Source organism: Cellulosilyticum ruminicola JCM 14822, from assembly GCF_001311925.1.
GTDB lineage: Bacteria > Bacillota > Clostridia > Lachnospirales > Cellulosilyticaceae > Cellulosilyticum > Cellulosilyticum ruminicola.
Genome location: NZ_BBCG01000071.1, coordinates 1 through 14,755 on the forward strand (window position 1 = coordinate 1; position 14,755 = coordinate 14,755).

The window sequence follows — 14,755 nt, forward strand, 5'->3', positions numbered from 1 at the left end:
ATTAAAATAATACGTTAAAATTACTTAATAAATCAGAATAATTATTAATTTAATTATACTTACTCTGATATCTCCTAATTATTATAGAAAGGATTTTTACTATGAATAAAGGTATTATTTTTGATTTAGATGGCACACTATGGGATTCTTCCAAACAAGTAGTCGATGCTTTTAATACAGCATTAGAGCACGTTGATGATATTGATTATAAAATCACCATTGAAGCTATGCAGTCTGCCATGGGTAAGCAGCTTCCTGAAATTGCCGATATTTACTTTCCTAATGTTTCAAAAGAAAGGCGTATGGAAATCATCAAAATCTGCTGCGATGAAGAACAAGCTTACTTGGAGCAACATGGTGGTAATTTATATCCTCAATTAGAATCTGTCCTTCAATCACTTATTCAAAAGGGTTATGAGCTTTTCATCGTAAGCAACTGTCAAGCTGGTTATATTGAAAGCTTTTATGCCTATCATAAACTAGATAAATACTTCAAGGACTATGAAAATCCAGGTAGAACCGGCCTTAGTAAAGGTGAAAATATCAAATTAATTATAGAACGCAATCATTTAGAAAAGGCCTTTATGTAGGCGATACCATGGGAGATTATCTTTCAACTCAAGAAGCGGGCATTCCATTTGTTCATGCACGCTATGGCTTTGGAAAGGTTCCAAAATCTGCTATAGTATTGATACCATTCAAGAACTTCCTCAATTAGCCGATACGATTTTAAAAGAAGGTATTAATTCATGAAATCAAAAGAAGGTATAAGGCTTACTCGCCTTATACCTTCTTTCTTTATATACTATAAACTATAGATAGTTGGTACCCAAAATTGATTAACTACTTCTTTTACTTCATCTTTTTGACTATCATTCATTGCTTCCCAAGACATTCCCTTTTCTATTTCAAATCCTGCCATAGCATCTATAAGGGCATCTACCTTTTTATAGTCTAATGTATAACCATCTGCTGATTTAAAGATTTCTACTTGATGGGCTTCACCTAAATACCAGTCTTGAATGATGACTTGATTTTTTGACTGTATAGCACTTACAACTAAACTATCATCTTGTCTTGTAAATACTAATTGATTAGCCTCATATTCAAATACAGCTGTGTCCTGATTATTTTCTGTGGCATCGTCTTCGTAAATAATATCTTGGCCATGTCCTATGTTAAAGATATATGTATCATTTCCTAGCTCACCATCTAAATAGTCATCTCCGCTACCGCCGTAAAGATAGTCATCTCCTAGACCTCCATAAATAGTATCATGTCCTGCTTCCCCATAAAGTTTATCATTTCCGTCCTCTCCATAAAGAGTGTCATTTCCTGTCCCACCCCAAAGCTCATCGTTTCCACTATTACCATATAACACATCATTATCTTCTCCTCCATAAATATAATCATCTACTATGCTGCCTTTTATAATGTCATCTCCACCTTTTCCATGGGTAAATATCACACCACTTTCATGATTTAACTGAATATTATCGATCTCTTCTGTGCCTTCTTTAACCATTGGTTTAATAGTTGCTTTTTCTATAACATCTTCATAAGTCAAGACGATTCCATCTGCAAATCTTATTTGTTCTATTTCACATCTTTTACTATCAAAATATCTCTCTATGGTAACTGTCTCATTTGTGCTCTTAATGCGGATTATAAGATTAATACCCATTACTTCTAACTGAACATCTTCAATCTTTAAATCCTCCATACGAAGTTCATCTATATCCCCCATACCTGAAGAAAGATTATTAATTCGGTCATGGCCATAGCCCTTTTTATAAATATAAATATCATCACCTATGCCACCTTCTAAATAATCATTATCTGCCCCACCATCTAAATAATCATCTCCAGCGCCACCATAAAGTTTATCATCTCCACCGTTCCCATAAATATAGTCATTACCATCTCCTCCATAAAGCCATTCAGCTACCTTCCCTCCAGTTATGATATCATCTTCCCCTTGTCCATAAACATATACCTGCCCACTATTATGACTTAATATAATTTTATCTTTTATATTTGTTCCTTGTATAATAAATTTATTTTTAATAACCTCACTATAAGTGAGTATTTTATCATCTGCAAATACTATTTCTCCTATTGCATATTGTCCACCACTAAAATAGTTTTCTAAAGTTATCTGATCATTTGTTTCCTTTACATTAACTATTAAGTTATTTCCTGACAGTTCCAAATTCACTTCTTCAAAATTGATATCTTGCAAAAGTAGTCTTTCTTTATCTAATTGTATATTAGTTCCATCATAGCTTTTGATTGTATCATGTCCATAACCCTTCTTGAAAACATATGTATCTATTCCAGCTCCGCCATAAAGTATATCATTTCCTGTGCCGCCATCTAACCAGTCATTTCCAGCTCCGCCATTTAAATAATCATCCCCATCTTCTCCATAAAGCTTATCATCGCCATTTTCTCCATAAATGGTATCATTATCTGTTCCCCCATTTAATAAATCATTACCAGCTCCTCCATAAAGTTCATCATTGCCTGATTCTCCATAAAGTTCATCATTGCCTACTCCTCCTTTTAAGGTATCATCTCCAATTCCTCCATAAATGTAATCAGCCACTGAACTTCCCGTAATCCTATCATTTCCACCATTTCCATACACATATACCCTACCTACTTGATGAATTAATTGAATGGTATCCTGACTATTAGAGCCTTCTACAATCCATTTCTCTTGAATCAATTGATCATAATTTAATATTTCACCATCTGCAAATATGATTTTACCTAAAGATAACCTTCCTCTACTAAAATAATTTTCTAATATTACAGCATCATTTGTTCCTATTACCTGAATCACCAAGTTATTTCCTACTAGTTTTAAATCCACTTCGTCAGATTTATATCTTTTAGAATCAATTGTTCTTTTATTAATTCTGTATTATTTGCATCATACCCTTTAATCGTATCCTGCCCATACCCTTTTCCAAAAATATATGTATCTATTCCAGCGCCTCCATAGAGGGTATCTTTGCCACTTCCTCCATCTAATAAATCATCTCCATATCCACCGTTTAAACTATCTTCACCTGCACCTCCATAGAGCTCAGCATTTCCACCACCTCCTATTAAGGTATCATTTCCGTCACCTCCATAAAGGTAATCCGCCCCTTTACTTCCTGTGATATTATCATCTCCACCATTTCCATAAACATATGCAGTGCCATTTTGATGTGTTAATTTAATCGTATCGCCTGCACTTGTTCCTTGTATAACCCATTTTCTTTGAATTAACTCACTATAAGTTAATATATTACCATCTGCAAATACGATTTTACCTAATGCTGACCTAACTCCACTAAAATAATCTTCTAATGTAATCGTGTCATTTGTCTCTTCAACTCGAATCACTAAATTATTTCCTGACATCTCTAAACTTGCTTCTTCTAAATTAATATCTTCTAAAAGTAACTTTTCCTGATTTAATTCTGTGTTACTTACATCATAGCCCTTAATAATATCATAACCATATCCTTTTCTAAAAATATATGTATCTACTCCAATTCCGCCATAAAGCGTATCATCTCCCGTCCCTCCATCTAACAAATCATCGCCTGCACCTCCATCTAATTTATCATTTCCACTTTCCCCATAAAGTTCATCATTTCCACTCCCACCCTTTAAGGTATCATTTCCTCCACCTCCATAAATTTGCTCATCTAATTTACTTCCCGTTATTTGATCATTACCATTTGTACCCTTTAATTGTTTAAGCTCTCCCATAATTTCCTCCTTAATTACAATGATATGAACTTTCATACCTTAATTATATTGTATATTTTCAGTATTTATATTATTTATTGCTAATTTCACACCACAAAAGTATTTTGTATTAAATAAATAATATTTTATAAATTTTAAAACTATATTCTTTTATTAGTATATAATAAATTTAAGTTAATATTAAGGAGGAATAAATATGAATATTTTATGTGTTGATGACGAACGCCTAGCTGTGAATTTACTTATAGATTTATGCCACGAAATTAATCCTACATATAATGTATATGGCTTTACTAATGCAAATGAAGCTCTAGATTTCGCTATAGATCATGAATTACATATCGCACTTCTGGATATTGATATGCCACATATCTCTGGTCTTGAACTTTCTGACAAATTAAGAGCATGCCACCCACAGATTAATATCATAATAACTACAGCTTATTCCCAGTATGCCCTTGATGCTTTTTCTAAAGATTGTAGTGGCTACTTACTTAAACCAATTTCTCTACAAGCCCTTCTCCATCAATTTGAAATACTTCGTTTTCCAATACATGAAAATACTGATAGTACATGTCGTGTCAAGGTTACATGTTTTGGAGAATTTAAAGTCTATATTGATGGTATTACACCCGCTTTTAAATACAATAAAACAACTGAGCTTCTGGCATTTCTTATAGATAATAAAGGTACAAGTTGCTCTAATAAAAGTATTCTTAACACCTTATGGGATGATATCCAAAACCATTCTGAATATCTTAAAAGTTTAAAGAAAGATCTTTTAAGTACATTTCGTGATGCTGGTATAGATGATGTAATCTTTCAAAAAAGAGGATACATAGGTATTCATAGAGATATGATTTCTTGTGATTATTATAACTTTTTAAATTCACCTATAGATAAAAAAGTACTTGATTTTGGCTATATGACGCAATATTCATGGGCATATGTAACTCTTTTGACTTTGAAAAAAATGTCACATGAACGAAAGGTTGAACTTTTACATGATATACATCATATTTAAATTTATCGCAGATAACTATCTTAGCATTTTTTCTTTGCTCTGCCTTCTTTTTATTGCCTTTGGAGATAAAAGGCTAGGTTTGCAAGAACGTCGTTTCGTAGCTTTCTTTGTTGTATCTATTGCTTTACTATGTCTAAATGACTATATCGATTATACCATCGGTCATATTCCTCATTCACAGTATTGGTGGATTCGTTCAATAGCCAGTACTATATGTTACATCATTCGTCCCATTATACTTTTTGCCGAACTCCATCTAGTTGGAAATCTTAGTAAACGTCTTTATATTATCGCCTTCATTCTCCTCGCCTTTAATACGTTTATTTTCGCTACATCCTTTTGGACTCAGTGGACATTTATAATCAACTCAGACAATATCTTTATCAGAGGCCCTTTGGGCTTGCTTTCTCATATAATAGCTATCTTCTTTATGACTATTCTTATAATATCTATATTAAAAAACATAATGACTTAGATACTATGGAACAGCTAGCTCTACTTTTTCTGAATATATCTATTACATTAGGTGCTATCATTGATTCAATTACATATAATAACTCACTACATTTAACAATTGTCCTAGCTTTTATCATTTATTATCTTATTGTATACGTTCATCATAGTAATAAGGTGCTAAACGCTAGAGAAGAAGAACTAGAAGCTAAAAGGAATGCCCTTATGCTTTCACAAATTCACCCACACTTTATATACAACACGCTTAATGTCATCTATTATCTTTGTAGAACCGATTCTCAAAAAGCTGCTAATGCTGTCCTTAACTTTTCTGAATATCTACATACTACTTTAGAGTTTAGCTTAGAAAATAACCTCATTCCTATCGAAAAGGAATTAGAGCTTGCACGTAACTATACTTATTTAGAAAAAATACGTTTTGAGGATTTAGAAATTATATTCGATATTCAAGATGAAGGATATATGATACCGCCTCTTTCTATCCAACCAATCGTTGAAAATGCCATTAGACATGGGGTTCATGGTATGAAAGATGGTACTGTAACAATTTTTCTCTACCTTGATTCTACCTCTACTAATTTTCCCAATGGCTGTCATGTTATTAAAATTAGCGATAATGGCAATGGTATTTCAAAAGAACATAGTAACTTAGGTAAACATAAAGGAGTTGGTATACAAAATGTAAAAACACGTATAGAAGAAATCACTTTAGGCACTTTTGAAATTGTGATGACTCCAGATAGCGGTACAACTGTAACAATACGGATCCCAATCGCATAAAATCTTATTTTATCATAAAAAACTCGAACTTAATTACACTTAAGTTCGAGTTTTTAATTATATATTCACTCTATTATCTCTAGTAATTAACGAACAACGATGTTCATAATTTTACCTTTGATGTAAATTTCTTTTACAATTGTTTTTCCTTCAATGAAGGCTGCAACTGATGGTACTTGTTTAGCTTTTGCTTTAGCTGATTCTTCTTCTTCTTCTGCAGCAAGTTCTACTGTACCTCTTAATTTACCATTTACCTGTACACCGATTTCAATAGTATCTTCTACCATAGCAGCTTCGTCATATTTTGGCCACTCGGCAGTTGCAATAGATTCGTTATAACCGTACATTTGCCATAATTCTTCCCCAATGTGTGGACATACACAAGATAACATTTTGATGAATCCTTCAGCGTATTCTCTTGGGCAAGTGCCAGCTTTCATAGCTGTGTTAACGAAGATCATAAGTTGACTGATTGCTGTATTGAAACCTAATGTTTCATAGTCATTTGTAACTTTTTTAACTGTTTGGTGGTATACCTTAGTAAGTGTACCATCATTTTCTTCTGTAATATGAGTTTCATCAGCGAAGAAGTTCCATACTCTATTGATGAATCTTCTAGCACCTTCTACACCTTGATCACTCCATGGTTTAGAAGCTTCTAAAGCACCCATGAACATTTCATATAAACGAAGTGTATCCGCACCGTATTTATCAACGATATCACTTGGGTTAACTACGAATTCAGGGAAACGTTTACCCATTTTGATACCATTTGAACCGAGGATCATACCTTGGTGAACGAGTTTTTTGAATGGTTCTTTAACTGGTGATAAACCTTTTTCATAAAGGTATCTGTTCCAGATTCTTGCATACATTAAGTGACCTACTGCATGTTCTGGTCCACCGATGTAAAGGTCAACTGGCATCCAGTGTTTTAAAAGTTCTTGATTTGCAAACTCATCGTTATTATCTGGATCAATGTATCTTAAGTAGTACCAGCTTGAACCTGCACTACCTGGCATTGTAGAAGTTTCTCTCTTACCTTTAACGCCATTGTGATCATAGAATTTCCATTCTTCAGCGTTTTCAAGTGGTGCTTTACCATTTTTACCTTTATAATCTTCAAGTTCAGGAAGCACTAATGGTAATTCAGCATCATCGAGAACGTGAATGTTTCCGTTTTCTTCATAAACAACTGGTACTGGTTCTCCCCAGTATCTTTGTCTAGCGAAAATCCATTCTCTGAAGTGGTAGTTCACGCGTGTACGTGCGATACCCATTTCTACTACTTTATTTGTAATCGCTTTTTTAGCTTCTTCTACTGTAAGACCTGTGAATTCTTCTGAATTCATAAGTTTGCAGCATTTTCCAAGGTATTCACCTTTTTCAAATGCTTTTTCCCTTACATCTCCTTCGATAACTTGGATCATTGGGATGTTGTCTGATAGCATATTCATAGTCTCTTTGATCGTGACATGGAACAGCCATAACTGCACCTGTACCATAGCTTGCAAGTACGAAGTCTCCGATAAATACTGGTACTTCTTTACCATTTACAGGATTGATTGCATAGATACCTTTTAACTGGCAACCTGATTTTGTTTTATTAAGTTGTGTACGATCCATATCGTTTTTCTTTAATGTTTCATCGATATAAGCTTGTACTTCTTCTTTATTTTCGATTCTAGGCATTAATTCTTGTACTAATTTTCCATCTGGTGCAAGTACCATGAATGTGATACCATAGATTGTTTCGATACATGTTGTAAAGATTGAGAACTCTCCACCACCAACGATTTTGAAGTCTACCTCTACACCTTCAGATTTACCAATCCAGTTTCTTTGCATATCTTTTGTAGATTGTGGCCAGTCGATTTCATCTAAACCTTCTAAAAGTTTTTCAGCAAATGCAACTTGATCGATAACCCATTGTTTCATGTTTTTACGAACAACAGGGAAGCCACCTCTTTCAGATTTACCATCGATAACTTCGTCATTTGATAATACTGTACCTAATTCTTCACACCAGTTTACTGGCATATCCACGTATTTTGCATAACCATCAAGGTATAATTGTTTGAAAATCCATTGTGTCCATTTGTAGAATGATGCATCACTTGTAGCAATTTGTTTAGACCAGTCATAGTCGAAACCAAGTTCTTTAAGTTGTTTGTTGAAATTTCCAATGTTTGTTTGTGTGAAACCATTTGGATGATTTCCTGTGCTTACTGCATATTGTTCAGCTGGAAGACCGAATGAATCATATCCCATTGGGTGTAATACATTGTAGCCTTGCATTCTTTTCATTCTTGAAATGATATCTGTAGCTGTGTATCCTTCTGGATGTCCTGCATGTAAACCTACCCCTGATGGATATGGGAACATGTCTAATACATAATATTTAGGTTTTGAGAAATCCCAAACATCTGTTTTAAATGTTTGATTGTCTTCCCAATATTTCTGCCATTTTGGTTCAATATCTTTTGGATTATAGATTCTTTCCATAACTGCCTCCATCTTTTCTTATTATATACAATAGCCTTTTAGAATAAAATCTTAAAATAAAAAATCCTTTCGTCTCCTTATTAACAATAAAGAGACGAAAGGATGCTATATCCGTCCGCGGTACCACTCTCATTCAGGCATACACCTACACTTAATTTCTATAACGGAAAATACCCGCCAAGATCTACTTCATTTCAACCTTGGAGCTCCTAGACGAGTTCAATGCTACTCTTTACTATCTCACACCTAATGATAGCTCTCTGAAAAAGATATAGACACCTACTACTTCTATTCTACACTTTTGTACATTTTTTCTCAGTGTATCAATAAAGTGTTATTTTGTCAAGTAACTCCAAAATATTATCTTTTAAACTCTAAATAGTTGGTGCTACCCAAAATTGATTAAGGATTTCTTTCGCCTCATCTTTTTCATTTTCACCAAATGAGTTCCAAGACATTCCCTTTTCTCTTTCAAATGCTGCCATAGTATCTATAAGCGCATCTACTTGTTTATAATCTAAAGTATAATTATTGGTTGTTTTAAATATTTCTATTTGATGAGACTCACCTAAATACCAATCCCTAATAATCACCTGATCTTCTGTATTTATATTGCTAACAACTAAGTTATTATCAGATTTCGTAAATACTAGATTATTCGCAGTCTCTCCAAAGGCAACAGTATCTTTATTATTTTCTATGTCACCCTCTTCATAGATAATATCTTGGCCATCTCCTAGGTTAAAGATATACGTATCATTTCCTTGACCGCCACATAATATATCATTTCCTTGTTCACCAATAAGTAAATCATCTCCGTCATTTCCATAAATCACATCATCATTTATACCACCATAAATTTTATCATTACCATCGTTACCGTACGCAGTAATGCTTGCTTGAACTGCTGACATGTCTATAATATTATTTTTCGCATTACCTTCTACAGTCATATGCGTATCTGGAAGTTTTTCGATTTTTATGCCATCTGAATACTTAATATTTTCTAAAGCATACGCTTCTTCAGCAAAATATTTTTCTACCGTTACGGATCCTATAGTGTCTAATAACTGAATCACTAAATCATTGCCTACTTGTTCTATTTTTGTCTTTTCAAAATATATACCATTCATGAGTAATGCATCTTGATCTTGACTACTTGATGAACCGTTATAAATATGATCATTTCCATATCCCTTTGCATAGAAATAGGTGTCATTTCCATTTCCGCCATCTAAATAGTCATCTCCAGACTCACCATAAAATGTATCATCTCCATCTCCGCCATAAAGTTCATCATTTCCCGTTCCACCATAAAGTTTGTCATTTCCTATTCCACCATAAAGTTTATCATTTCCTATTTCGCCGTAGAGCGTATCATCTCCTTCATATCCATAGAGTTTATCATTACCAGCACCACCATAAATATAATCATCTACTATACTTCCTAGTATTCTATCGTCTCCCTCTTTTCCATGACTATATACTATGCCACTTGTATGCTCTAATACAATAGTATTTTCCTCTACTGTACCTTCTGCAATAAATGGCTTAATTGATGGTTGTTCTATTACATCGTTATAAGTTAATACTGTACCATCTGCAAATGTTATTCTTTCTAATTCACACTTTGTATCATCAAAATACTTCTCTATTGTTACTGTCTCATTGGTATCTTTGATATGAATGAATAAATGACTTCCTTTAACTTCTAATTCTACGTCTTCAAATGCTACATCTTCTAAAAGGAGTTCATCTAGATCTGTACTTTCTGAAGAATAGTTGATTATATGATCATTTCCATGTCCTTTTGTATAGATATATATATCATTACCACTACGTCCTTCAAGATAATCATTTCCTAATCCACCATCTAATATATCATTACCAGCATCTCCGTAAATCTGATCATTGCCTTCATTTCCATATAGATAATCATTTCCAGGACCTCCACTAATATAATCATCACCTTGGCTTCCTTGTAAAATATCATCTCCACCCTTGCCATAAACATATGCTTTGCCTTTTAGATGACCTAATGAAATGATATTATCTCCATTATCCCCTTCTACAATCCACTTATCTTGAATTACTTCTTCATAACCATATGTTTTACCATCTGCAAATACAATTTTACCTAATGCATACTCTCCGCCTTTAAGATAATTTTCTAATGTTACAGTATCATTGGTTTCTTTCACACGAACTATTAAATCATCTCCTAAGTTTTCTAATTCGACTTCATCAAACCTTATATCTTTCATGAGTAATTGTTCCTGATTTAATTCTGAATTATACTTATCATAGCCTCTAATAATCTCGTTGCCATATCCCTTTTTAAAGATATATGTATCTATGCCACTACCACCATATAGTATATCATTATCTGCACCACCATCTAAGATATCATCGCCTGTTTCTCCATTAAGACTATCATTTCCTGCACCACCATATAGTATATCATTATCTGCGCCACCATCTAAGATATCATCGCCTGCCCCACCATAAAGTGTATCATTTCCTATCCCACCATAAAGTTCATCATTTTCTGTACCACCATATAGATAATCTACACCTGTAGTACCATATATTATATCATCGCCTGTTTTTCCATAGGCATATACTGTTTCACTTCTATCTGTTAGTACCATTACATCTTTTGCAGCTGTCCCCTCTATAATAGCTTTATCTTTAATCATTTTTTCCATGTGCTATCCCCCTTACCTATTTTCTTGTCTATCGCTTTTTTAAATAAGTATTACTAACTCTCTCAATTACATCATCATTATATTTTGTTATTTTAACATCTCACTAGCTACATACTTATATCTCACTCTAATCTCTCTAATATAACTACCATAAGCACCAAAATTTACACTTTTAGCATTACCAGTCCATTTGGCAACACCATCATCATTACTTGTGCTCCAACCATCACCGCTGCAATCAACAACTTCATTAGCATTACCTGAGTCATCCATAAGAATTGTAATATCTGTAATAATCTTACCTGGTTCTAATGATAAATTATATTCATCTCCAAAAAATACAGCACCACTGTCCATATTGACTATATCGCAGCCACTACTAGGTGTCACTTGAATATGATCAATCGTTGTTGTCACACCAGAATCAATGGCAATTTCACTTAAATCCTTGCTTGTAATAACATATTCATTCCCCTCCCATTTTGCATATAATGTTATATTTTTCTCTAAGTCACTACCTTCAACTGCTGGCATTGTTAATTCTGGGTCTGTATACCAACCTTCAAATTTAATTCCCTCTCTTACAGGTATTGGGAACTCATTTGGTAATGTTTGTGTTGTCTGTGTTGGTATGATATCTCCACCATTTGTATTATATGTTACTGTATAATAATAATCCTTTCCATCATATGCTCCCTTATCTGTTCCAGTAGTGAATGAAACGTTTCTCATTTTTCCAAAGAAAAAATCCATCTGTACAATTCGTTGTAAATTCATAAATACTTGTTCCTAAATAACAAGTATTTAATGTGCTAATCTTATTTAATACATCAATATAATTATTATTTGCAACACAATATGAAACAGGATTATCATCAACATAAAGTGTTGTATATCCTCCTGGAGACACAACAAGTTCATATGTATGCCATCCATCATAATAATTATTTTTCTGTGTTACATGTATCTTATTATTATTATTATTTACCCCAAACATAACATGATCTGCACTACCTGCATTAATAATAATCCAGTTTTTATCAGTACCATCACTTAGATCAAATAATCTTTGATAACCATTTTTCCTTTTATATCTCCCATCTCTTGTTGTATAGGTTCCTGCTGCATTATTTTGAGAGTCAATATATGCCTCCATCTTGATTATAAATCCCGTATTGGCATCTGCACCAATTAATGGATTTTGAATTTCTATGTAAGATGCTTGCCCATCAAACACCGCACAGTTTTCTTCTTCATCCCATGTAACATGATTACAAGTTTTTACACTCTGCGCTAAGTCATTTGTTGAGTCAATCTCATGTGTAAGATAACTATTGTCATATAATACTTCTGCCTTTGTAGGTACTGTCATTTGAGGTACTATCATAGATGTTAACATCATGGCCATAACCATAATCCCTGCTCCTCTTCGTCTACCGGTTCCTATCTTTCTTATTTTACTCTTCATTCTAATTCCCCCATTTCTACTTATTTACTTTCAATAATTTCACATCTAATTACACATCTGTAAACTATTAACATCTCTTATTTATTTTACCATTAAAAAACTCTTGTTAGGGGGTAGTTCGGGGGTAACTCATATATATTTTTTTGATGTTTAAAACCTTTCTATTTTAGAATTAATTTATCCAAATATTCGCCATTTACTTTCAATTATTTTCATGCTATACGACATTGTGTATATATAGTAATTACAAAGAGGCATATTGTTCCCACAATATGCCTCTTTTTGTTTTTTTACTTTAGGATTAGAAGGACTTATGATATCTTACAAAAATAATATTCACTCAATCAGCATGAAAATCATTGCCACAAGTGGTGTAGCTATCATTATTATTAATATTATAATCGCTTTATTATTGACTCATTTAACCGTTCAAATAGCAACGGATACATTTAAAAACCGAGGCTATGAAATGCTCTCTGCGATTTCTACCAATCTTAATGCAGATAATATTCCTACTATTCTTTCCCTTAATAATATGACCAATGATACATATCTCTCACTTGACGACTATCTTCACCGGTCTAAACAAAAGGTTTCTGTAACTTATCTCTATATCAAATACTTTGACCAAAGTCAAGAAACTTATTATCTCGTAGATGCTGACCCTATAGATTCTGCTGATTATTGTTACTTAGGCCTTAAAGAAGAGTTTGCTGAAACTGACTATCGAACTACTTTTATTTGATTCTAATAATCAGTTTGTCGGCTGTTTATGTACAGACTTTTCTACTAACGCTGTCCTTAGCTACGCAGCAAGCACTTAATCTTAAAATCTACGCTATCTTGCTTATTTTAATTGTCCCAGAGCTTCTCTTTATTTATTTTAGTATTCGAAGACTTGTTGGCAAATCTATTAAAGCCCTTAGCCATGTCATAAACATTATTGCCGACTTTGATTTTCCAGACCAAAACCTAGGCTATGCACTTATCACCACTAAAAATACCCACTCCATGTCTGATGCCATTGTACAAATTCACCTTAAGCTTAAACATTCCAATGCTGAATATCAAGCTATCACATCTAGCTTAAACGAATTTGCTATAGGCATAAAAGATTGAAAAGTTTATGAAATAAATGACTGCTGAAAAACAAAATCAAATTTCTGAAGACATTTATCATATGTCCAAGACCCTTACCCCATTATCTGAATAACTTAAAATAACTGTTGAAGAATACAAATTATAGACATTATAAAAAAGCGCATTAGGATTTCAGCCTACTGCGCTTTAATTATAATCATTTCCTTGCTTGCTAACACTTTTTATCGTAAGCGATGAATAACCTACCGTTTCTACTAGGAAAATTTCTATGAAATAATAAATGCAACTTGAAGCTTTTGCCACCACTGGTTTCCTTATGAGGTAAATTGGATTCTTTTACTACATGATCCTACCAGCCAGTATGAGAGGCACTCCAAAATTAATAATGGAGTTAGATTCAAATGATACACAAAAACAAAAGACGTTCACTTTAAGAATGGGCATCTCTTATTATAACGACATGTGCTAGATTATCTTAACTTATAAATAGGATAAATATGGTAATACATCAAACTGTATAATCCCTAAAATAATTATACTAAAATCTATTTTTCCAACTATTAAACGCTTAATCTGTCCAGTTTCTTTATTACCAAGGCATTTGTTCATGAAATATACGATGTTCTACCCTAAAATTTTACTTTGAATCCTTGCTTTTAAATCATTTTTTAGTTCTTGGGCAATATGATCACCTATATATCCTTTGTCACCTAAAACAATAGGTTGATAGACATCTGATAATACTTCCCATAGAATAGCACGATCATCTATGTTGGCAGCTGTAATTTCAATTTCTGCAAGATAACCATCTAAAGTAACTGCAGCATGAAGCTTTAAACCATAATAAGTCTCTTTTTTAGATGCACAGTAACCATAAGATGAAATATCTCTAAATCGTTTGTTAAAATGAGCTCTGCCAAATCG

The 14,755-nt window shown here is 33.2% G+C and carries 11 protein-coding genes, 1 pseudogene and 1 other annotated feature; of the genes and pseudogenes, 4 read left to right on the forward strand and 8 right to left on the reverse strand.

From position 1 onward, the window contains the following. Positions 1–101: 101 nt before the first annotated feature. Positions 102–590 (forward strand): HAD family hydrolase, encoded by a 489-nt coding sequence (locus JCM14822_RS15960; RefSeq protein WP_306307369.1) that lies wholly within the window; start codon positions 102–104, stop codon positions 588–590. Between the two features lie 215 nt (positions 591–805). Here the strand turns inward: JCM14822_RS15960 and JCM14822_RS15965 are convergent, their stop codons facing one another. After that, the gene (locus JCM14822_RS15965; RefSeq protein ID WP_054743332.1) at positions 806–2,848 is read right to left on the reverse strand and encodes a calcium-binding protein; all 2,043 of its coding nucleotides are present in this window, start codon (positions 2,846–2,848) and stop codon (positions 806–808) included. A 20-nt stretch (positions 2,849–2,868) separates the two neighbouring features. Then, positions 2,869–3,771, reverse strand: coding sequence for a calcium-binding protein (locus tag JCM14822_RS15970; protein ID WP_054743334.1), 903 nt, complete (start codon positions 3,769–3,771; stop codon positions 2,869–2,871). A gap of 196 nt (positions 3,772–3,967) precedes the next feature. On the opposite strand from JCM14822_RS15970, the gene JCM14822_RS15975 reads away from it, so the two are divergent. Together JCM14822_RS15975 and JCM14822_RS15985 are read left to right on the forward strand one after the other, a co-directional pair. Beyond that, the gene (locus JCM14822_RS15975) at positions 3,968–4,795 is read left to right on the forward strand and encodes a LytR/AlgR family response regulator transcription factor (RefSeq protein WP_054743335.1); all 828 of its coding nucleotides are present in this window, start codon (positions 3,968–3,970) and stop codon (positions 4,793–4,795) included. 480 nt (positions 4,796–5,275) lie between these two features. Next, positions 5,276–6,049, forward strand: a complete 774-nt coding sequence (locus JCM14822_RS15985) for a sensor histidine kinase (RefSeq protein WP_054743339.1) — start codon at positions 5,276–5,278, stop codon at positions 6,047–6,049. A gap of 86 nt (positions 6,050–6,135) precedes the next feature. Here the strand turns inward: JCM14822_RS15985 and JCM14822_RS25210 are convergent, their stop codons facing one another. From JCM14822_RS25210 to JCM14822_RS16005, 5 genes are all read right to left on the reverse strand, one after another. Beyond that, entirely contained in the window at positions 6,136–7,500 is a 1,365-nt protein-coding gene (locus tag JCM14822_RS25210; RefSeq protein WP_330377626.1) for a class I tRNA ligase family protein, read from the reverse strand. After that, positions 7,436–8,554, reverse strand: coding sequence for a class I tRNA ligase family protein (locus JCM14822_RS25215; RefSeq protein ID WP_330377627.1), 1,119 nt, complete (start codon positions 8,552–8,554; stop codon positions 7,436–7,438). Before JCM14822_RS25215 ends, JCM14822_RS25210 begins: the two co-directional genes overlap by 65 nt. 87 nt (positions 8,555–8,641) lie before the next feature. After that, positions 8,642–8,859 (reverse strand) — a binding site (T-box leader). Between the two features lie 69 nt (positions 8,860–8,928). Next, positions 8,929–11,262, reverse strand: coding sequence for a calcium-binding protein (locus JCM14822_RS15995; RefSeq protein WP_054743341.1), 2,334 nt, complete (start codon positions 11,260–11,262; stop codon positions 8,929–8,931). 87 nt (positions 11,263–11,349) lie between these two features. Beyond that, positions 11,350–12,039, reverse strand: a complete 690-nt coding sequence (locus JCM14822_RS16000) for an InlB B-repeat-containing protein (RefSeq protein ID WP_083461512.1) — start codon at positions 12,037–12,039, stop codon at positions 11,350–11,352. Next, positions 11,960–12,730, reverse strand: coding sequence for a hypothetical protein (locus tag JCM14822_RS16005; protein ID WP_054743344.1), 771 nt, complete (start codon positions 12,728–12,730; stop codon positions 11,960–11,962). Before JCM14822_RS16005 ends, JCM14822_RS16000 begins: the two co-directional genes overlap by 80 nt. 313 nt (positions 12,731–13,043) lie before the next feature. On the opposite strand from JCM14822_RS16005, the gene JCM14822_RS16010 reads away from it, so the two are divergent. Further along, positions 13,044–13,475 carry a hypothetical protein gene (locus JCM14822_RS16010; RefSeq protein WP_157047832.1) on the forward strand — a complete coding sequence of 144 codons (432 nt, stop codon included), beginning with the start codon at positions 13,044–13,046 and terminating at the stop codon, positions 13,473–13,475. Positions 13,476–14,389: 914 nt separating this feature from the next. Here JCM14822_RS16010 and JCM14822_RS16020 read toward each other — a convergent pair. Then, a pseudogene (locus tag JCM14822_RS16020) lies at positions 14,390–14,755 on the reverse strand (transposase); the annotation flags it as partial.